Genomic DNA, 19,664 nt, shown 5'->3' with positions numbered 1-19,664 from the left:
ACGGTGATTCAGGTGAGGTGGACGGCGACGTGAGATTCGGGCTCTTCATTCCCAACTTCATGGCTCAGGGCATCGACGTGCCCGAGCTGACACGGCTCGCGGAACTGGCCGACAGGGCCACACGGTTCGACGACATCTGGGTGGGCGACCACATCGTGCTCGCAGACCGCATCCGATCCCGGCATCCGAACTTCGGCCGTGCCGTGCCCTCGGGGGCCCTGGAGGACTTCACCCAGGTGGGGCTGGGAGGCATGCCCGCCAGTGACCCTGTATTCGAGCCGTTGACGTTGTTGTCCTACCTCGCCGGGCTCACCTCGCGCGTCCGCCTTGGTATCGGGATTATGGTCACTCCGCTGCGCCATCCCGTGCTGGCGGCCAAGATGCTCGCCGCGATCGACGTGCTGTCGAACGGCCGGCTGATCGTCGGTACCGGGACGGGATGGCTGCGCGAGGAGTACGACGCCGTCGGCGCCACCTGGGCAGGGCGCGGCCCGCGGACGGACGACTACATCAAGTGCATGCGCTACCTGTGGGGCCCGTCGACCGACGAAGGCTTTCATTCTCCATCGGTGCGCGTCTCACCGGGCGTGCAGATGTATCCCAAGCCTCCGCAGGGCCGCGAGCTGCCGGTGTGGATCGGGGGCAACAGCGAGCCGGCCCTGCAGCGGGCTGCGCGCCTCGGGTCGGGGTGGCATGGGGCTCAACTGTCTCCAGACGCCGCTAAGAAGGCGGTGACTCGCCTTCGGGAGCTGCTCGAGGAGAACGGGCGACCTTCGGATGCGCTGACCCTCTCGCTCCGGCTGACGTCTTGGGTGCAGGCGCGGGCCAGGAGGGACAGCACCAATCCACTCGTCGGCAGTGAGCAGCAGATCCTAGAGGTCCTGTTTGAGTATCAACAGGCAGGGTTGCACCACATCCAGCTCGCGCCACCGCCAATGGTGGACCTGAAGGACCTCTCGGGCCAGACCGAGCGGCTCGACCGGATTACAGCCGAGTTTCGAGCGAGCGACGGTATCACTTCGTAACTAATTGCCGGTCAGTGACTCAGCCTGGCCGCATGGCGTCCTCCAGCGCTGCATGGGCTTCCTCCATCTGGGCGCGGGCCACCGACAGAGCCCCGCCGTGGAGCCAGGCGGGCGCCCGCTCAGCCAGCATGTCTGGGTCGACGTCGTCGAACATCTCACGCAGCCGCTGTTGTAGGTCGCCGGGAACATGGGTGCCCTTCTCCTGGATGGCCTCCAGAGTCTGGACCCGCACCGACGGCCGCTGTGCGGCCTCGAGCACCGGATGGGCGGAGCGGCCGAACCTGGCGGCGTCGTCGACCAGGACTTCGTCGACGGCGAGGGCGCGGACCAGCGCCAGCAGGGCTTCGACACCGGGACCGGGCTTGCCGACGTCGTAGCACTCGGCGTGGACGGCGCCTTTGCCTTCGCCCTCGATGTGGGCTCGTAGTTCGGCGAGCCGTGCCCGTACGGTGGCGGGCGCGGCCGCGCAGGTGTACAGGGACCTCGACCATCTGGCGGAGGTGTTGCGGGGCGCCGGAGTCGACGTGGACGGCCGCGTCGGCCACAACTCGGTCGGCGTCGCCTTCACGAACGCTCGGGCCGCGCTGGTGGGCCTTCACGACGCGCTGATGCGGGACTGGGACGAGTCCGTCGCCGACATGATCTAGACGCAGTCCCGGTGCTTCGCCTGCCAATCTCGGCTCCTCGGTGGTCGCCGTAGAGTGGGCCGGTCCGCAAGACTATTTCCTACGAATGGGTCGAAACTCATGGATAACGAGTTGACGTTAATGGCCGTTCACGCCCATCCCGACGATGAGGTGCTCGGCACAGGCGGTGTCTTCGCCAAGTACGCAGACGAGGGCGTCCGCACCGTCCTAGTCACCTGTACCAACGGTGAGCAGGGCGACGGCCCCGGTGGGGTGAAGCCGGGGGATCCTGGCCACGACGAGGCGGCGGTGAGCGCGCGGCGGCTGGACGAGCTCCGCGAGTCCGTGGCCCATCTAGGGATCGACCACTTGGAGTTGCTCGGCTACCGCGACTCTGGCATGGTCGGCTGGGCCGCCAATAAGGCACCGGATTCCTTCGCTAACATCCCGTTCGAGCAGGCCGTGGGCAGGCTCGTCGCGCTGATGGAGCATTACCGCCCGCAGGTCGTCGTCACCTACGACGAGAACGGTGGATACGGTCACCCCGACCACATCCAGGCACACCGGATCGCGGTCGCCGCGGCCGAGGCCAGTGGAATTCCCGGCAAGCTCTACTACACGGCGGTGCCCCGCGAGCGGATCGCCGAGATGTTCGCCTATCTCCGCTCGACCGGTGAGGCCCCCGAGGACCTGGAGCTTCCCGACGACTTCGGCGTTCCTGAGGAGGAGATCACCGCCGTGGTCGATGTGTCGGACCAGGTGGAGCGCAAGCGCAAGGCGCTGGAGGCGCACGCGAGCCAGGGCGAGAACATCTTCCTGCTGCGTATGCCCGCCGAGGCGCAGCACCAGGCGTTCGCGTACGAGTCCTTCATCCGCCACATCAACCGTGTCCCGGCCGCCGCCGACCGCGAGGACGATCTTTTCGACGGTCTCCGGTAGCCACGCTCCGGTACCGAAGTCCAGAAAAGCCTGGTTCACCACTGGTCATCACCTTTACGATCTTTTCGCTGGTGAGCAACCGTGGAAACCCAGGGGAGTAAACGGTTATGCGGGATCGACGGCTCCTCGTGCTGGCAGCCTCGGCGGTCGCGATCGTCGCCTTCGGTGTGTACGGGGTGATGGCGGCACCGGGGGCGGTGGTGGCCTCGCCGTCGCCGCGGTCCACCTCCACCGAGGAGTCGCGGCCCGACCAGAAGCTGACCCTGTCCGATCCGGCGCCGGTCACACCGACCCCGGTCACACCGACCCTGGTCACACCGACCCCGCAGGACGGTCCCGGGCAGGCCGGGGCGAGATACCTCACCGCCTGGCAGTCCGGTGATCTCGCCACCATGGCGGACCTGGTCGCCGATCCTCCGGCCGACTTCGCCGACCGGCACCGCCGGTTCGACGCCGATCTGCGGGCCTCGTTGTCCTCCCTCGCCCCCGGCGAGCTGCACCGTGAAAGCGAGGCGGCCGAGTTGTCCTTCACTGGGGTGAGGGAGGTCGCGGGTCTGGGCCGCTGGCCGTTCACCTCGGTCCTGCGCCTGGTGATGCGGGCGGACACCTGGAAGGTGCTCTGGAGTCCGGAGACGATGCACCCCGCGCTCAAGGACGGGGGGCGCCTGGTGCTGAAGGAGACGGAGGTCCGGCGCCCGGCCACGCTGACCCGCGAGGGGGTGCCGTTCCCCCGCGACAGCAGGGCGGGCGACTACTTCACCGGGCTGGGTGACACGGTCCTCGATGCGAAGCTGGAGGAGGAGAGCTCCGGCCGGGTGCTGCTGGCCTCCTCGCCCCGGCCGCCCTCGGGGAAGAAGACCACGATCTCCCAGCCGGTCCAGGCAGCTGCCGCCCGTGCCCTGGACGGTGTCGAGCAGCCCGCCGCGATCGTGGCGGTGGACATCAAGACGGGCCAGGTGCGCGCGGTGGCGGACGGGCTGGGCGGCAGGGAGGCGTTCAACGGCCTCTACCCGCCGGGCTCGACGTTTAAGGTGGTGACCGCGGCCGCGCTGCTGCGCAACGGCATGACTCCGGAGTCGCAGGTGGCCTGCCCGGCGGGCTACACGATTCCGAACGGCAGGAGTTTCACCGACTCCGACGGTGTCGACCACGGCACCGTGAGCCTCAGCACGGCCTTCGCGCTCTCCTGTAACACCACCTTCGCCCAGCAGGCGTACGAGCGGTTGCAGGACGACCGGCTGCGCGCCGAGGCGGCGGAGCGGTTCGGGTTCCGGGAGAAGCCGGGGTTGAGCTCCTGCCGGATTCAGCCGTACGAGGGCCCGGACCAGCTGGGTTCCGACGCCATCGGCCAGAACTCGGTGCAGGCCAGCCCGCTCTGCATGGCCGAGGTCGCAGCCGCGGTCGCGAGCGGCGTGTGGAGACCCGCGATCACGACCGCCGAGCCCCCTGCGGACTCGCCGCAGCCGGTGCCGCTGGACGAGGGGGTGGCCTCGGGCCTGCGGACGATGATGGGCGCCGCGGTCAGCCGGGGTACGGCCGCCGGGGCGGGCCTCCCACCGGACACCGCGGGCAAGACCGGCACCGCGGAGGTCGTGGACGGCGGGGACCACGCCTGGTTCATCGGCTACCGGGGCTCCCTGGCCTTCGCGGTGTTCGTCCGGCACGGCGGCGCCGGGGGCACGATCGCGGCGCCGATCGCCGCGAGGTTCCTGAATGCCCTTTGACGCTCTGGCCGTCCCGGCGTCAGGGGCGGGAACCCTGCCGTCGGCCGGTCGCGGGCGGAGAACGGGCTAACGTACACAGGGTGTATGTGAAGATCTGCGGGCTGCGCGAGCCCGGACATGTGACGGCCGCCGTCGAGGCGGGCGCCGACGCCATCGGATTCGTCCTCACCAGGAGCTCGCGACGGGTCACCCCAGCGCGGGCGCGTGAGCTGGCCTCGGCGGTGCCGCCACACGTGCTGACCGTGGCGGTGTTCGCCGGTGAGCCCTCCGAGGAGGTCAGGGCGGCCACCCTGGAGTCAGGGGTACGCGCCGTCCAACTGCACGGCGAGCACCCGCACGCGGACTTCACCGCGCTGAAGGACCTCGGCGTCATGCTGGTCCGCGCCGGGGCCGCGAGCACCGACCTGCGCTGCGGCGCCTTCGACGAGGACCTGCTCATTGTGGACGCGCCCAGGCCGGGCTCGGGGGAGCCGTGGGACTGGGCGGCCGTGCGCGGACGCCCGGAGGGCCGCTGGATGCTGGCCGGGGGCCTGACCCCGTCGAACGTGGCCGAGGCGATCACCGCGGCCAGGCCCTGGGGGGTCGACGTGTCGAGTGGCGTGGAGGTCGCCCCGGGGGTGAAGGACTCCGGGCTCATCAGGGACTTCATCGCCGCCGCCCGCGCGGGGTGAGATCGGCGGGTGCACGCTTGATCGTTTATGTTGATCGTTATGACGACTCACGAAGACATGTCCACGCGTGCCACCGTTGAGGAGTTGTGTGCTTTTGATGAGGAATGTCGCACTGGAGCGCATTCCCGTATCGGGGTGTTCGGCCATGGGGGACATCCGGTTGCCTGGTACAGCACCTCTGGCTGGAGTCGAACCAGCGGCCTCCTCCTCCGCAAGCAGTCAAAACACCTTTGTGTTCAGCACCATCGAGGGGGCCCACCTGCGAGAGCGGTCCGTGAAGGACCGTGAGAGTCCGCCGCCGTTCGCCATGGTTGTCACGCGCTTAGTCACGCAGAGCTGTGCCATGGTGATGTGGCTGTGGGACCCGCAATGAGGCCCGGCGGTGAAACCGGGATGGAGCCTCCGCGTCGCGGTCCTGGATGCCCTGTCCAAGCGGGTCCCGCAATGAGGCCCGGCGATGAAGTCGGGATGGAAAGGCTACGGGATTTCTGCGACGGACGCGGAGAAGGCGATCCCGCAATGAGGCCCAGCGATGAAGCCAGGTTGGAGGGTCGATTTTCTTGGTGCGGATGTTCCCGCAATGAGGCTCGGCTGGGAACGTGGGCCGGGGCCGCTTCTCCCGTCATGACGGTGAACGTGCGGCGTACCCCACAATGAAGGGGATGTCCTCTGATTTTCTTGTGCGTGCCACCGCGTCTCTTCACGGCCTGGCTCTGGGCGACGCCTTCGGTTCCCAGTTCTTCGTTCCGGCCAACCAGCATGCTCTGTCCGGCCGTCTGCTCCCGCCCGACCCGTGGCAGTGGACCGATGACACCGAGATGGCGTGTTCCGTCTACCGCGTCCTGGCTGACCACGGCACCGTCGACCAGGATCGGCTCGCCGCCGGCTTCGCCACCCGTCACGACTTCGACCGCGGGTACGGCCCGGCCACCAACCGAATGCTCCGCCTCGTCCGTGAGGGCGGTGACTGGCGGATGCTCTCGGCCGAGCTGTTCGACGGCAAGGGCTCATGGGGCAACGGCGCCGCGATGCGGGTGGCGCCGCTCGGTGCCTGGTTCGCCGACGATCTCGCGAACGTCGTCCACCAGGCCGCCCTGTCGGCACAGGTCACCCACACCCACCCTGAAGCGGTGGCCGGCGCGATAGCCGTGGCCGTGGCCGCGGCGACGACTGCCACGGAGCCTGGTCTCTCGCCAGGGGGGTTCCTGGACAGGATCAGGGAACACGTGCCCGCGAGCATGGTTCGCGACGGCATCGCCGAGGCCAGGCGACTCCTCACCATCAGTGATCCCGGCCTCGCCGCCACGATGCTGGGTAACGGGCGACAGGTCAGCGCGCACGACACGGTGCCCTTCACCCTCTGGGTCGCCGCTCGCGAACGCCAGGACTTCGAAGCGGCCATGTGGACCACCGCAGCGGCAGGTGGTGACATCGACACCACCTGCGCCATCGTCGGCGGCATCATCGCGGCTTCAGGGAGCGCCCGTCCGCCTTCGGAGTGGAGGAGGCGATGCGAGCCTCTACCGGCCTGGGCAGGCGCCCCCCTCGGCCGTGAGCCGGGTGCCTCGGACGGTTCTCAGACGTAGGGCTGGAATGCTGGGGGAGCGATGATCGATCCTGATCCCGTGGGAAGGCATTGGGAAGGATCAGCCGCAAACGCCCGGCGCCAACTGTAGACGGCCGGACATGAAGAACCCTCGCGTGCCTGCGTCGCCGCAGGTCAGGCAAGGGTTTTCGCTGGTCCTGATCGCGCACCCTGCAGGATTCGAACCTAATGACTTCGTACGGCCCCGAGTTTCCCGGCTCGGGGGCTCATCCCGCTGCGACCGTCGGATTAGAAGTCCGATTCCATGCCGTTTCTATTGTTGCTTACCATGATCTAACGGTGCCAAAAACCCTGGTTATTGCCCTTTTGCGTTGCCTACCGAGACCGAGGATTACCGACCGGCGCGCTCCCGTCTCCGGGCCACGCGCGCCTGCGGCCGCCGACATCTGCCCGGTCACCGGCCGCGGCCGGCTGTCCTATCCGCGGGCCGAGTACCTGTTCAAGACCGCTTCCGCCGAGCTCGACCCGCACGGCCAGGGCTGGAAGCTGCACCAGCTGCGCCACAGCGCGCTCCAACATCTGGCCCAAGCCGGGCGCACCGCGCCGGAGTTGCAGGCCAAGAGCCGCCACCAGCACCTGGCCAGCCTCGGCCGCTACGTTCGCCTGGGCGAGGAGACCTCCGCCCGTATCACCGCCGAACACGATCCGGCAGCACGCCGACGCTCCCGCTGACGACCTCCTCCAGTCTCAATGCTCGAGGCTTGGGGGTGAAAAGGCGAGCACATCGGGAAGGGGGCTGTCGTAGCGCTCAACGTCGACCAGCGCACTGAGAGCACTCGGTCCTTGGGACAGGCGCGAGCACGGCCGATCCGCGGTGAGAACGTTCGGATTACCGTGGCGGTCCAATCTGAGGTGCTCCAGAGATTCCGGACAGGCCGCTCGCTAGGGTGGTAACAGTCCGAAGGAGATAGAAACATGCCGAAAGGTTCCAGGCGTAGGTTCAGCCAGGAGTTCAAGGACGAAGCTGTGCGCATGGTCCTCGACGGCCCCCGTACGATCGCCGAGGTCGCCAGAGAGTTCGGCGTCCACGACACCACGCTCGGCAATTGGGTGAACACCTACAAGCGAACGCGCGCGGAAGAAGAACCGCACTCCCTCAGCGGCCCCGAGCGCGCCCGGCTGCGCGAACTCGAGCGAGAAAACTCCGAACTCCGCGAGAAGCTTTCCTTCCTAAAAAAAGCCGCGGCCTTCTTCGCGGCCGAGAACAATCGGTGACCGCGAAGTTCGAGTTGATCGACGCGGAGAAGGCCAACCATAGGATTGTGAAAATGTGCGACTGGCTGGAGGTGTCCCGCTCGGGGTATTACGAGTGGCGCGACCGGCCCGCCTCGGCGACCGCGCAGCGTCGCGACCTGCTCCAGGACCTGATCGCGGGCATCTTCTACGAGCACGAGGAGGTGTACGGCTACCGGCGCGTCCACGCCGAGTTGCTGCGCCGCGGTGAGCGCTGTTCGGCTGAGTTGGTGCGGGTGTTGATGCGCGAGCTGGGCCTGCTGCCGGCGCAGGTGCGGCCCTTCACGCCGAAGCTCACCGAGCAGGGTGCTTTCCGGGGCATTCCCGACCTGGTCAGACGCGATTTCACCGCCGTCCGGCCCGGCGTCAAGCTGGTGGGCGACATCACGTACATTCCGACCTGGGAGGGGTTTTGCTACCTGGCCACGGTGATCGACTGCTACAGCAAGGCCGTGGTGGGGTGGGCGATGGCCGATCACTACCGCACCGAGTTGATCACCGAGGCGATCGAGAACGCGGTACAGACCTTCACCATCGAAAAGGACGCGATCTTCCACTCCGATAGAGGGTCGAACTACACGTCCGATGAATTCGGCACCGTGCTGAAGAGGCTGGATATCCGGAGGTCCGTTGGCCGTACCGGCATATGTTACGATAATGCCATGGCCGAATCGTTCTTTTCGGCATTGAAGAATGAATGGCTGAAACGGTACGTTTTCACCAGCCGGGCGAAGGCTCGCCGGGCCGTGATCCGTTATATCGAGGGCTTCTACAATCGGCGCCGACTTCATTCATCCGTTGGTTACCGGACACCGTTCGAAGTCCTCGACGAGTACACAGCGCTTCAGTCGGTTGCGTAGTTCGCAGCCGCAGATTCCGCTGTCCGGAATGATCTCAGCCCCTCACCCGGCCAAGCCAGGGGTTACGTGGACAGGGTGCGCGCCCCGTCCGGCCGGATGCCCTTGGCAGAGTCCGTCGGCCGGACGCGGCGCCTTCCACCAGACTGATCCGCCGACATCTGCGAAGGTAGTGAGAGGTTCCCGCCCCGCATGGGCGACCTGGTCGCCCGCAGCGGGCGCCCAAGCCGCCTTCAGACGGGGGTTTGACCGCATCACGCGGCAGGCAAGCAATCTTCGACAGCGCGCGGCGCATCCAGCGTCCAGGCCCGTGGCACCCCGGCGGAGGTAGACGTGAGCGTCCAGTCGACGAGGCGATCAAACCCGGTGCACGGCATCTCCTGCGGCCGAGCCCAGCGCGAACGCATACTCGGCCAGGCAGGATCCCCCGACCCTGTGCCCTCAGCACTGGTCGCGGTGATCGCCGCTCAGATCGCCGAGCACTGCGGGCACCGGCTCCTCAAATGCCGCCGCCTGGCCATGGGCTGGACAGTCGCTCAAGCCGTCAAAGCCACCCACGATTTCGTCGAACAGGAGTGCCTGACCAGCGTCGGGTTGACCGTGCGCTCATGGAAAGACTGGGAGGCAGGCCAGCCGCCCAACCCTGACTACCAGGACCTGCTGTGCCACCTGTTCACCACCAACCCGGTCGAGTTGGGCTTCGCCCGCGACTACTCTCCTGCCCCGCCGCAGCACAACAGCCCGCATTGGAACACGGTACGAGGGGATATAACACTTTCAGAAGGAGGGGCCGACCACGCCGGCATGGGACCGCAGACCATGGAGGTGGAGGAGACGAAGCGTCGTGACGCGCTGAAGTTCGCCGGGCTGGCCCTGACCGCCCCGGCCGCCGCAGCGCAGATCTTGCAGCAGGCCGCCACCGAAGCGATGGAGTTCACCCGGCAGGCCGAGGCAAGCGCGTTGGGCTCCGGAACCCTCGACCACCTCGACCTCGCGGTCACCGAGTTCAACCACGCCTACTCACTCAAACCTCCCCAGCAGGTCTTCGGCGCCGTACTGGACTACCGGCGCAAGGTCGACGGCCTGCTCAAAGGTAAACACACCCACCCGCAAGGCCGGGAACTACTCGCCTTCGCCGGGTGGCTGTCGGAACTGCTGGCCTGGCTCGCCCACGACCTGGGCGACGCCCACACCGGCCTCGCTTTCGCGAACGACGCGTTCATCCACGCCCAGCAGGCCGGACATGGCCAGCTGTGCGCATGGGCGATGGACGCGGCCGCCTCCATCAACCTGTACGAACAACAGCCCGGCAAAGCCCTGGCCGCCGCCCGCAAGGGCCTGGCCGAAGCCCCCGTCGACCATCCGCTGACCGTGCGGCTACACGCCCAAGCCGCCCGCGCGGCCGCCGCCGCCGGAGACACCGCAGGCTTCACGGCTGACTTCCAAGCAGCCGAGGACGCCTATCGGCTCCTGCCGCCCCGTTCACCCCGCCGGTTCGGCATGGATGTGCTGCCGCTGGCCGACTACGCACTCACCTCTTACCCCGCGACCTCCTTCATCTGGCTCGGCCAGGCCGAACAGGCCCGCCGACATGCCGAACACGTTCTGTCGGTATACGAATCGGCTCCCGAGACGTCCCGATCGCCCAGCCGGGAAGCCATCGCCCGTATCGACCTCGCCCTTGCCCACGCCCAACTCGGCGACCCCGACGACGCCGTTGCCCTTGGCCACCAAGCCCTCGACTCCACCCGCATCGTCGGCTCCGTCTTGGGCCGGGCTGGCGACCTCACGTCCTTCCTCGCCCGCCGATACCCCCGCCAGGCGGCCGTGGAAGGACTGCGTGAACGCCTGGCCGCAACCGGCGCGGCCGCCCGTCCCGTAGCCCGACCCTGAGAGTGAAGGAGACCAATGGCTTCCCAGCGGCCGCAGCCTCACGAGTACTCGATCACCATCCGCAGGCCGTACTTCGAGCTGATCGCCAAGGAAGCCAAGACCATCGAGGTGCGCGTCGGCTACCCCAAGATCCGTAAAATCTCCGCTGGAGACACGCTGTGTTTCGTCTCCGGGGAGGACTCCTTACGCGTCCGGGTCACTGCGGTGAAGGAGTACCCGTCGTTCGAGGCGATGCTGGACGCCGAGGACAACACCATGATCGGCGGCCAGGGCATGACCCGCGACCAGCTGCTGGCCGCGTGCCGTGACATCTACCCGCCTGAGAAGGAAGCCCTCGGCGTCTTCGCCATCCACCTGGCACCGCTGCCCGACGCCTGATATCCGCCCGAGCACGTGGGTGCGGCCCTCGCCTCCGCGGGGTGAAGCGAGGTCCGCCCGGCCTGGGGGCCGGTCAAACACGGTGGTCTTCACCCCGGGAAGGTGAGGCAGGACCACCGGCCCTTGCCGCCACGTGACCTGAACGACGCGGCGGCCGGGCGATGTGAGGCGCGGCGGCACGGCATGGGGGTCCGACGCCGCCGCGCCGGCTTAAGCGGGTGCAGCCGAGGTCAGGAGTTGACGCGCAGGACGCGGGCGATCGCGTCAGCGGCGGGCCCGATGTCCTCGCCGGCACCGAAGCGCTCGGTTTCGGGGTCGCCGGCACTGCGGAACTCGCTTCCCCAAACCCATGACCAGGCGTAGGCACGTGTCTCGCTGCGTCGTTGGGAGTCGGGGGTGAGGACGACGGTCTGTGACAGGGCCGGAACGTTGGCGAGTCCGCCTTCGATGGTGTCGCCGCCACCAGAGGCCGCTGGTTGGATCACGTGCAGGATGACGGCGTTGGTGGTGTGTTTGCCTTTGACCTGCAGGTCTCGCCTGTGGAGTTCGGAGATCAGCGCGGTGACCAGCGCATGCGGGTTGCGAGGGTCTACGGCCTGTATGGGCCTTTCAGCCGCGGTCATGAGAGGGTTCCTTTGATGGGCTGTCTGTCCCCGGGGAACTGCTCACTGAGCGTATTGACGCGACTGCGCAAAGAAGGGGCAGGGTTTCTGCCCCTTCGATGAGGTCAGACCAGAAGCCCGATTCGGTCCGCGAGACTGCGCGCCTGCGCCTGAAACGCCGCAGGGCCTTCGGCGAGTTCCAACAGCATCCGCCGCGCATACCCGTTGTACCGAATCGTCTCCGGGGCGGCCTGCTGGGCCAGCTGCAACGTGCCGAGCACCGCCGCGTGATCACGCTGCAAATGGTGAGCTCGGGCGACCTCGATCAGATGGCGGCCCCGGCGCGGCCGAGACGGGATCGGCGCCGCCAGCGCACCACTGGCCTGCCGGGCCGACTCGCCGCCCTGGTGCAGCTCCACGGCGATCGTGACGGCGTGCGGCGCCATGATGACCTGCGAGAAACTGGTCCACGGCTGGTAGTAGCCCTCGGGGAGACGTTCGGCGATGCGCGCCGCCTCCTCCCAGTGCATCCAGGCGTCGCCGGCGTCGCCGAACCTCGACGAGGTGTGCGCCAGCTCGAAGTTCAACGCCCCCACATCGCCCGCAGGTCGACGCCCGCCTCGTCCATCGCCGGGGCGAGCGCCGTCATACCGTCCTCGTTGATGTCGTGGGCGGCCTCCAGATCACCCGCGTCCCGGTGCGCCGCGGCGAGGAACCACACCGCGCACGACAGGGCGAGCGGATCCTCGGACTCCTGAGCGGCCAGCAAAGCCCGATCAGAGACGCGCCACACCAGATCCCGGGCGGGCTGGAAGGCCAAGAACATCTGAGACAAGCCGTAGGTCTCGGCGAGCAGGGCGTTCGCGCGCCGCCTGTTGGCGCCGTCGTACATGGTGGCGGCGAGTTGCATATCCCGGATGAGGTCGGGCAGGAGTGCGCCCAGCGCGGTCCGGTGATCAGGGGAGGAATGCCGGGTCCGCCAAGCGGCATCCAGGCGAGCCTGCGGCGTGACCAACGGTTGCACGGTGCCAGCCGGCAGGAGTAGCGCGGTGGCGTTGATCGCCGCCCGGACTGCGGGGAGCGCGGGGTGGCCGGGGCCGGTGAACATGCGTACCGGGACGGACTGGTCGCCGGTCAGTTCCGATAGATCCCGGACGCGGAGAGCTCCGGCGAGAGGGAAGGACGGCCGTGCACGACATACTTTCAGGACACAACGAATCACATCACGGACCGGCCGCTCACATGTCGCGAGTTAACCAGCAGGGTCTAGCACCTCTGGCTGGAATCGAACCAGTGGCCTCCTGCTCCGCGAGCAGGCGCGCTCTCCACTGCGCCACAGAGGCTTGGTAGCGGGTGCGGGAATCGAACCCGCCCACAGCGGCTTATGAAACCGCCGAGCACACCAGCGCCCTCACCCGCTCCAAGGAAAGAGCCGTCTCGGACCGTGCGGTCCGGGACGGCTCGCGTCGTGACGGCGGGTGTCAGACGCGAGCCTCCCGGGGCATGCGCATACGGCGACGAGCACGCATGACGCGACGGCTCCGACCGTGATTGCGGCGCATGATCCCTCCTGGTGAAGCTCGACTGACCTGATATGAGGATGCCGGATCTCCGGAACCGGCCGCAACGCGTTTTCTCCAGGAGCCCCGGCGGAAGAGGAGCAGGCCTTGTCGGCGGCCGGAGCCCGGCGGGCTCCGGCCGCGCCCACTCCTCATCGGTCAGATCGTGCCGCTTCAAACGGTCCTCAGTCACGGAGCGGACCTATCAGACGAACCCCACCAGGATCTACTGAACAGGCCCCGGTCGAACCCTCGCTGCCTAGAACTCACTGTCTTCTGAAGTGCTCAACCAGGCGTGAGTAGCCGTCGTTGGCATGGCCCTCTGCGACGGCCTTGGCCACCAGTGCCCGGGTGTAGCCGGGAAACTCATCATTGATGCTTCGCGCCCGGCTCTCCCGGACCAGGTCCTCGACCGACGGCAGGTGATGCTGGAGCGCCCCGTACTCCGCCGCGTGTTCGCCACGATCGACCTCATCGGCGATCGACGGCAAGACTGCCGACAGCGCGGAGATCGATGCGCCGGCATGGTCCAAGAACCGCTTCACCTCTATGCCCTCGCTCGACAGCAGCGCGGCCGCGTGCAGGAATCCGTCGAGCGTTCCCCACATGGTGCCGTGCACGGCCATCTACAAGGCCGGTATGCCGGCACCGGCCGCGATCAGGCCCCCTCGGCCACCGAGAAGCCGAAGCGTCGAGCGATAGCGGTCGTACACGGCGCCCGCGCCGCCATAGAACACCACTGTCTCCGGGTGCCCGACACCCGGGGCGATCGTCATGATCTGTCCGTGGAGGTACTCCGTTCCTTGGTCCGCGGCCCACTCGGCCACTGCCCTGGCCTCCGCTGATGTCCCATCCGTCAGGTTGACCACGGCGCGGCCGGCAAGAGCGTCGCCCGCCGATTCCAGGATCCGACGGGCGGCGGCGTTGCCCTTCACACTGATGATCACGAGCGGGCCGGCGGCGACCGCATCACGGACGGTCGCGGCCCATCGCGCCCCCTTGGCGACCAGAGCGTCGGCCTTTCCCGGCGTACGGTTCCACACCGTGGTCGGGTGCCCGCTGTCCAGGAACACCCCCGCAAGCGCAGAGCCCATCTCCCCCAAGCCGATCACAGTCACGGCCGATCGAGTGCTGGTATTTCCAGAGGTAGTGGTCATGAATGTTGCTTTCTCTCGAGTTGCCGGGGCGCCGGTTCCCTGTCCGGGGTCACTGCGGCCTGTCAATCAAGAACCACGCTAGAAACTCAGCCACACTTGAGGTCAAGGGCCGATCTTGGGCAGGAACCCTTGGGGGCGTCGCTTTCCTCCGGGTAGCGCATCGCGGCCGGCGGCCAGGTATGCCAGGTCGACGCGGCCGAGGCGTTTGAGCGCGCCGCGAGCCAGGATGTACGCGTCGGATTCAGGTTGGAATTCGGAGCCTTCTCCGTGCGAGGGCTTGGTGGTTGTGGCCACCTCGGAAGACGTCGATGTCTCCGTAGGGGAGTCCGGCCTCGATCATTGCCAAAGTCGTCAACCATGTTTACTATATAGACAACCGTGTTGACGATATTGTCTCAGCGTGCGTCCGCCGGGCCCGTCTTCGGCGTGCCCGGAGAATCCAGAGAGAAGGTCCCCGTGTCCCACGACGTCTTCGTCACCCACACCGCCGAGAGCGCCCCTGCCGACGCCCGCGCCACGGTCGAGGGAGTGGAGCGGAAATTCGGCTTCATCCCCGCGCCGGTCGGCCGGATGGCCACCTCCCCGCAACTACTCAAGGGGTTCCTGACGGCCAGCGCCGTCTTCGAACAGACCACCCTGGCCCCGATCGAGCGCGAGATCGTCATTCTGACGGTCGCCACCCGCAACGGCTGCCATGTCTGCGTGGCGATGCACACCGTCACGCTGGTCAGGCTGGAGGCTCCGGCCGAGGTCATCGAGGCACTGCGGGCACAGAAGCCCCTCGCGGACGCCCGCTCGGAGGCGCTGCGGTCGTTCACCCTCGCGGTGATGGATCACCGCGGCGCGGTCGGCGACGAGGAGACGCGGGCGTTCCTCGGCGCCGGCTACACGCCGCAGAACGCCCTTGAGGTCGTCCTCGGTGTCGGTGCCTACACGATCTCCACGTTCGCCAACCGGCTGATCGACGCCCCCCTCGACCCGCCGTTCCAGGCCTACGCCTGGGACGGCGACGACGCGTAAGAGTCCCTCCGATTCGACCACTGTGCGCACCGGGGAATCCCACGATGTGTGAGGGTATTGCCGCACTGAATTAACGTGATCCGACCTGTCGGGAAATCTGGCCTCCCTAGTTTATGGCCCATGGATACGGGGCTGTATACAGAGCGGGATACGCCGATCAGGCTGCGCCGTGATCAGGTGTACGGCGAGCTGCGCCGCAGGCTCATGCTGGGCGAGTTCGCGATCAGGACCCGGCTGGTCGAGGAACGGGTCGCCTCGCTGCTCGGGGTCTCCCGGACCCCGGTGCGCGAGGCCCTCGTCCGGCTGCTCGCCGACGGCCTTGTCGAGCGTGGCTCCGACGGCGGCTACTACGTCGCCCAACCCGACCTGTCCGATCTCAGAGATCTGTACGAACTGCGGATCACCCTGGAGCTGCGCGGGATCAGCCGTGCCCTGGATGCCAACGTGCAGGGGCATGACGCGGCGATCCTGGAGCCGCTCCGGGACCAGTGGCGGGCGATGCGGGACGACCAGCCCGAACCCGACCCGCAGTTCGTGCTGATGGACGAGGACTTCCACATCACGATGAGCCGCGCCTCGGGGAACGCGGCCCTGACCGGCACCCTGGAATCCGTCAACGCGCGGATCCGGGCGGTGCGCATGTACGACTTCCTCACCGCGGACCGCATCACCCTCACGATCCTCCAGCACCTGGAGATCGCCGAGGAGGTTCTGGCCGGGCGGCTCGCCGAGGCCCTGACCGCGATGCACCGCCACGTGGGGGAGTCGATGGACGTCGTGGAGCGGCGCGCCGCTCACGCGATCACTCAGATGGCCCTCAACCGAGGCAGGCGCCATGACCCTGACCGAAGCTAGTCCCACCGACATCATCGACCTCCCCCTGCTCGCCGTGCGCGGACTGACCCGCAGGTTCGGCGAGGTCCTGGCCAACGACGCGATCGACTTCGACGTGCGGGCCGGGGAGGTGCACGCCCTCGTCGGGGAGAACGGCGCGGGCAAGAGCACCCTGCTCAAGCTCGTGTACGGCCTGCACCGCCCCGACTCCGGGGAGGTCTCCGTGGACGGCGCCCAGGTCCGCATGACCAGCCCGGCGCGGGCCCGCTCGCTCGGCATCGGCATGGTCTTCCAGGACCTCCGCCTGGTCCCGGCCCTCACCGTCGCGGAGAACATCGCCCTGGCCCTGCCGGGCAGGCCGAGACCGGCCCGGCTGTCCAGGCGGATCACCGAGGCCGCCGCCGAACACGGGCTGGCGGTCGACCCCCGGGCCCGGATCTCCCACCTGTCGATCGGGGAACGGCAACGTGCCGAGATCCTCAAGGTCCTGATGACCGGGTCACGCGTGGTGATCCTGGACGAGCCGACGAGCGTGCTCGCGCCACAGGAGGTCGGCGCGCTGTTCACGGTGGTACGGCGACTGCGTGCGAGCGGCTACGGAGTGGTGATCGTCACGCACAAGCTGAACGAGGTGCGGGCGATCGCCGACCGGGTGACGGTGCTGCGTGCCGGCCGGGTCGTGCTGAACGGTGTCGATCCGACGGCGTACGACGACGCCGAGCTGGTCGAGGCGATGGTCGGCCGGGCCGTACCCCCGCTGCCGGACAGCCGCCCGGCACCGCGGGACGCGGGCCCCCCGGCCCTGCGCCTGGCCGGGGTCAGCGCGTACGGCGAGAGCGGGGTGCTGCGGCTGCGGGATGTCAGCCTGGAGGTGATGCCCGGCGAACTCGTCGGGGTGGCCGGCGTGGCGGGCAGCGGGCAACGGGAGCTGTGCGAGGTCGCCTGCGGGCTGCGGCCGGCCGCCTCGGGCACCGTGACAGCGGCCGGAACGGGGCTGACCGGGCCCCGGCAGGCACTGGCGGCCGGGGTGGCCGACGTGCCGGAGGACCCGGTCGCCGACGCGGTGGTTCCGGGGCTGAGCGTCGTGGAGCACATGGCGCTGGGCCTGCCGGAGATCCCCCGCCGGTGGCTGAACGTGGACTGGCGGCAGGTCGGCACATCGAGTGACGAGCTGGACGGGCGGGTCTCGCTGCGGATGGCCCCCGGGCATCGGCGGGTGGCCGAACTGTCCGGCGGCAACATCCAGCGGGTCATGCTCACCCGGGCGCTCGGCAGGAAGGACACCGTGCTGGTGGTGGCCGCCTACCCGAGCCGGGGACTCGACGTCGCCACCACCCGGCGCACCCAGGAACTGCTGCTGGAGCGGCGGAACGCGGGGGCCGGAGTGCTGGTCGTCTCCGAGGACCTGGACGAGCTGATCGCCATCAGCGACCGGATCGCGGTGATGCACAACGGGGAGATCGCCGGAATTGTCCCCGCCGGGGACGCCGACCGTCAGGAGATCGGCCGGCTGATGCTGGGTGGGGTGTCGTGACCGCCGCCGGGACGAACCGGAAGGACGGGGTCCGATGACGGTGACCCTCACGCCCGTGGAGCCGGCTCCAGCCCGAACCGCCGATGCCGTGCGGGCGATACGGCGATGGGTGGGGGCCCTGGCCGGAGCGGTGGCGATCTTCAGCGTGCTGTTGCTGGTCAAGGGGGCCGATCCGGTCACCGCGCTCGCCGACATGGTCGTCTCGACCTTCACCGCGGCCGGCGTCGAGCAGATCGCGATCAAGGCGACCCCGCTGATCCTCGCGGCGATGGCCGTGGTGCTGCCCGCACGGGCCGGACTGGCCAACGTCGGCGGGGAGGGGCAGGTGATCATCGGGGCGGTGTGCGCGGCGGGGGCGGGCCTGGCGTTCGACTCGACCGGGCCGGTGGCTCTGGCCGCGATGCTCGTGGCCGGGGCCCTCGGCGGGGCGCTCTGGGCCGGGATCGCGGCGGTGTTGCGGCTCACCGTCGGCGTCAACGAGGCCGTCACGACCCTGCTGCTCAACTATGTCGCGCTGGACGTGATGCTCTACCTGATCTACGAGCCGTGGAAGGACCCCGCCGGCTCCGGCCAGCCGGCGACCAGACCGCTGGAGGTCGCGGCGAGGCTGCCGCTGCTCGGCGGCACGGCGGTGCACGTGGGCCTCGTGGTCGCGGCGGTCGCGGCGGTCGCGGTCTGGCTGGTACTGCGCGGCACCGCCTTCGGATTCCGCCTCGGCGTCATCGGGGGCAACCCCGAGGCGGCGCGGCGGGCCGGGCTGCCGGTGAAACGGCTGCTGCTGACCGCGATGCTGCTCGGCGGGGCGCTGGCCGGGCTGGCGGGCATGGTCCACCTGGCCGGGGTGGAGTTCAAGCTCCGCCCGGGGCTGACCGCGAACATCGGTTACATCGCCTTCCTGGCCGCGTGGCTGGCCAGACACCAGCCGCTGCCCGCCGTCGGCGGGGCGTTCCTGCTGGCCGCGATCAGCATCGGCGGGGACAGCCTCCAGCTCGACAGCGGTCTGCCCGCCGCCGCGGTGAACGTCCTGATGGGCCTGGTACTGCTCGCCGTACTCGGCTGGGCTGCGAAGGGAACGGGAAGAGGGACGGATGCTCTTCGTTGACGTGCTCGCGGGCGGCGTCCGCGGCGGAACCGCGATCATGTTCGGTGCGCTCGGGGAGACGGTGTCCGAGCGTGCCGGGGTGGTGAACCTCGGCACCGAGGGATGCATGCTCGTCGGTGCACTCGGCGGGTACGCGGTGGCCGCCGAAACCGGAAGCCCCTGGCTGGGAATACTGGCGGGTGCGGCGACGGGCGCGCTGCTCGCCTTGGTCCACGCCCTCCTGGTGGTCTGGCGGGGAGCCGACCAGTTCGCCACCGGCCTGACGCTGATGTTCCTCGGCCTGGGCCTGACCAGCCTGTACGGGGCGGCCTACGTAGGCGAGGCCGCCCCGGGCTTCGCTCCCGTCCACGTGCCGCTGCTGGCCGACCTCCCGGTGGTCGGCGAGGTGCTGTTCCAGCACGACTGGATCACCTACCTGTCCTTCGTCGCGGCCCCGGCGCTCTGGTGGTGGCTGCGGAGCACGAAGGGCGGACTGCTGTTGCGCACCGCGGGGGAGCGTGCCGACGTGCTGCACGTCCACGGCTACCGGCCCGGCCTGATCAGGGGCCTGGCGGTGGTCGCCGGAGGCGCGCTGGCCGGGATCGGCGGCGCGCAGCTGTCCACGGCCTACGCGCACGCCTGGTTCGAGGGGATGACGGCGGGCCGGGGATTCATCTCCGTCGCCCTGGTGATCTTCGCCGCGTGGCGGCCGCTCTGGGTCATGGCGGGTTCCTACCTGTTCGGGACGGCGCTCGCGCTGGCCCCCGCCCTGCAGGCCCGGGGGTACGCGCTCAACCAGTTCGCGCTCGACGCCCTGCCCTTCGTGATCACTCTGGTGATCCTCGCGGTCCTCGGCAAGCGCACGCTGCGCGCGGCCCCCGAGGAACTGCGCCGTGTCTTCGAATCCGTTTCATCCAGGTAGGAG

At 68.7% G+C, this 19,664-nt stretch carries 21 protein-coding genes and 3 tRNA genes; 15 read left to right on the top strand and 9 right to left on the bottom strand.

Translation table 11 applies throughout. From position 1 onward, the window contains the following. The first annotated feature begins 17 nt into the window (after window positions 1-17). Window positions 18-1,025, top strand: coding sequence for a TIGR03619 family F420-dependent LLM class oxidoreductase (locus OG884_RS37060; RefSeq protein ID WP_326640732.1), 1,008 nt, complete (start codon window positions 18-20; stop codon window positions 1,023-1,025). 19 nt (window positions 1,026-1,044) lie between these two features. Here the strand turns inward: OG884_RS37060 and OG884_RS37055 are convergent, their stop codons facing one another. Further along, window positions 1,045-1,572 carry a hypothetical protein gene (locus OG884_RS37055; protein ID WP_326640730.1) on the bottom strand — a complete coding sequence of 176 codons (528 nt, stop codon included), beginning with the start codon at window positions 1,570-1,572 and terminating at the stop codon, window positions 1,045-1,047. Here OG884_RS37055 and OG884_RS37050 point away from each other — a divergent pair. The 5 genes from OG884_RS37050 (at window position 1,550) to OG884_RS37030 (ending at window position 6,571) form a co-directional block, all read left to right on the top strand. Then, window positions 1,550-1,672 carry a hypothetical protein gene (locus OG884_RS37050; protein ID WP_326640728.1) on the top strand — a complete coding sequence of 41 codons (123 nt, stop codon included), beginning with the start codon at window positions 1,550-1,552 and terminating at the stop codon, window positions 1,670-1,672. The two genes, OG884_RS37055 and OG884_RS37050, sit on opposite strands and share 23 nt — an antisense overlap. Before the next feature lie 120 nt (window positions 1,673-1,792). Next, window positions 1,793-2,590, top strand: coding sequence for a PIG-L family deacetylase (locus OG884_RS37045; RefSeq protein ID WP_326647106.1), 798 nt, complete (start codon window positions 1,793-1,795; stop codon window positions 2,588-2,590). 107 nt (window positions 2,591-2,697) lie between these two features. Beyond that, on the top strand, window positions 2,698-4,314 hold the full coding sequence (locus OG884_RS37040; RefSeq protein WP_326640726.1) for a penicillin-binding transpeptidase domain-containing protein: 1,617 nt from the start codon (window positions 2,698-2,700) through the stop codon (window positions 4,312-4,314). An 80-nt stretch (window positions 4,315-4,394) separates the two neighbouring features. Further along, window positions 4,395-4,985 carry a phosphoribosylanthranilate isomerase gene (locus OG884_RS37035; protein WP_326640724.1) on the top strand — a complete coding sequence of 197 codons (591 nt, stop codon included), beginning with the start codon at window positions 4,395-4,397 and terminating at the stop codon, window positions 4,983-4,985. 662 nt (window positions 4,986-5,647) lie between these two features. Beyond that, window positions 5,648-6,571, top strand: a complete 924-nt coding sequence (locus tag OG884_RS37030; protein WP_326640722.1) for an ADP-ribosylglycohydrolase family protein — start codon at window positions 5,648-5,650, stop codon at window positions 6,569-6,571. Window positions 6,572-6,735: 164 nt separating this feature from the next. Here the strand turns inward: OG884_RS37030 and OG884_RS37025 are convergent. After that, window positions 6,736-6,874: transfer RNA gene (locus OG884_RS37025), tRNA-OTHER, on the bottom strand. Here OG884_RS37025 and OG884_RS37020 point away from each other — a divergent pair. The 4 genes from OG884_RS37020 to OG884_RS37005 all read left to right on the top strand — a co-directional run bounded on the left by OG884_RS37020 (window position 6,871) and on the right by OG884_RS37005 (window position 10,952). After that, window positions 6,871-7,263, top strand: coding sequence for a hypothetical protein (locus OG884_RS37020; protein WP_326640720.1), 393 nt, complete (start codon window positions 6,871-6,873; stop codon window positions 7,261-7,263). The genes OG884_RS37025 and OG884_RS37020 overlap by 4 nt on opposite strands. A 243-nt stretch (window positions 7,264-7,506) precedes the next feature. Next, window positions 7,507-8,684, top strand: a protein-coding gene (locus OG884_RS37015; protein ID WP_442811606.1) for an IS3 family transposase whose coding sequence is annotated in 2 segments (ribosomal slippage) — window positions 7,507-7,765 and window positions 7,765-8,684 — 1,179 coding nt in all. Because the reading frame shifts where the segments join, the coding sequence is not laid out codon by codon here. A 330-nt stretch (window positions 8,685-9,014) separates the two neighbouring features. Then, the gene (locus OG884_RS37010; RefSeq protein ID WP_326640716.1) at window positions 9,015-10,574 is read left to right on the top strand and encodes a tetratricopeptide repeat protein; all 1,560 of its coding nucleotides are present in this window, start codon (window positions 9,015-9,017) and stop codon (window positions 10,572-10,574) included. A 15-nt stretch (window positions 10,575-10,589) separates the two neighbouring features. Then, the gene (locus tag OG884_RS37005; RefSeq protein ID WP_326640714.1) at window positions 10,590-10,952 is read left to right on the top strand and encodes an ASCH domain-containing protein; all 363 of its coding nucleotides are present in this window, start codon (window positions 10,590-10,592) and stop codon (window positions 10,950-10,952) included. A gap of 230 nt (window positions 10,953-11,182) precedes the next feature. Here the strand turns inward: OG884_RS37005 and OG884_RS37000 are convergent, their stop codons facing one another. From OG884_RS37000 to OG884_RS36970, 7 genes are all read right to left on the bottom strand, one after another. After that, complete coding sequence (locus tag OG884_RS37000) at window positions 11,183-11,575, bottom strand: hypothetical protein (RefSeq protein WP_326640712.1); 393 nt, start codon at window positions 11,573-11,575, stop codon at window positions 11,183-11,185. A gap of 104 nt (window positions 11,576-11,679) precedes the next feature. Then, a complete protein-coding gene (locus tag OG884_RS36995; protein ID WP_326640710.1) occupies window positions 11,680-12,141 on the bottom strand; it encodes a hypothetical protein in 462 nt (153 codons plus the stop codon). Further along, window positions 12,138-12,662 (bottom strand): hypothetical protein, encoded by a 525-nt coding sequence (locus tag OG884_RS36990; protein WP_326640708.1) that lies wholly within the window; start codon window positions 12,660-12,662, stop codon window positions 12,138-12,140. The genes OG884_RS36995 and OG884_RS36990 overlap by 4 nt, the downstream gene beginning before the upstream one ends. Window positions 12,663-12,824: 162 nt before the next feature. Next, window positions 12,825-12,897: transfer RNA gene (locus OG884_RS36985), tRNA-Arg, on the bottom strand. 1 nt (window position 12,898) lies between these two features. Next, a tRNA-Met gene (locus OG884_RS36980) sits at window positions 12,899-12,974 on the bottom strand. A 405-nt stretch (window positions 12,975-13,379) separates the two neighbouring features. Continuing rightward, complete coding sequence (locus tag OG884_RS36975) at window positions 13,380-13,739, bottom strand: imine reductase family protein (RefSeq protein ID WP_326640706.1); 360 nt, start codon at window positions 13,737-13,739, stop codon at window positions 13,380-13,382. After that, complete coding sequence (locus OG884_RS36970; protein WP_326640704.1) at window positions 13,740-14,270, bottom strand: NAD(P)-binding domain-containing protein; 531 nt, start codon at window positions 14,268-14,270, stop codon at window positions 13,740-13,742. It abuts the gene before it with no gap. A gap of 456 nt (window positions 14,271-14,726) precedes the next feature. Between OG884_RS36970 and OG884_RS36965 the strand changes: the two genes are divergently transcribed. From OG884_RS36965 to OG884_RS36945, 5 genes are all read left to right on the top strand, one after another. Next, on the top strand, window positions 14,727-15,290 hold the full coding sequence (locus tag OG884_RS36965; protein WP_326640702.1) for a carboxymuconolactone decarboxylase family protein: 564 nt from the start codon (window positions 14,727-14,729) through the stop codon (window positions 15,288-15,290). A gap of 120 nt (window positions 15,291-15,410) precedes the next feature. After that, on the top strand, window positions 15,411-16,145 hold the full coding sequence (locus OG884_RS36960) for a GntR family transcriptional regulator (protein ID WP_326640700.1): 735 nt from the start codon (window positions 15,411-15,413) through the stop codon (window positions 16,143-16,145). After that, a complete protein-coding gene (locus OG884_RS36955) occupies window positions 16,126-17,658 on the top strand; it encodes an ABC transporter ATP-binding protein (protein ID WP_326640699.1) in 1,533 nt (510 codons plus the stop codon). The genes OG884_RS36960 and OG884_RS36955 overlap by 20 nt, the downstream gene beginning before the upstream one ends. 34 nt (window positions 17,659-17,692) lie before the next feature. Then, window positions 17,693-18,760 (top strand): ABC transporter permease, encoded by a 1,068-nt coding sequence (locus tag OG884_RS36950; protein WP_326640697.1) that lies wholly within the window; start codon window positions 17,693-17,695, stop codon window positions 18,758-18,760. Beyond that, on the top strand, window positions 18,747-19,661 hold the full coding sequence (locus OG884_RS36945) for an ABC transporter permease (protein ID WP_326640695.1): 915 nt from the start codon (window positions 18,747-18,749) through the stop codon (window positions 19,659-19,661). The genes OG884_RS36950 and OG884_RS36945 overlap by 14 nt, the downstream gene beginning before the upstream one ends. Window positions 19,662-19,664: the final 3 nt, after the last annotated feature.

The sequence above is a fragment of the Streptosporangium sp. NBC_01755 genome, assembly GCF_035917995.1.
Classification (GTDB): Bacteria; Actinomycetota; Actinomycetes; order Streptosporangiales; family Streptosporangiaceae; genus Streptosporangium.
Note: the sequence above shows the minus strand (reverse complement) of the source record. Positions and strands in the feature narration are given on the sequence as shown.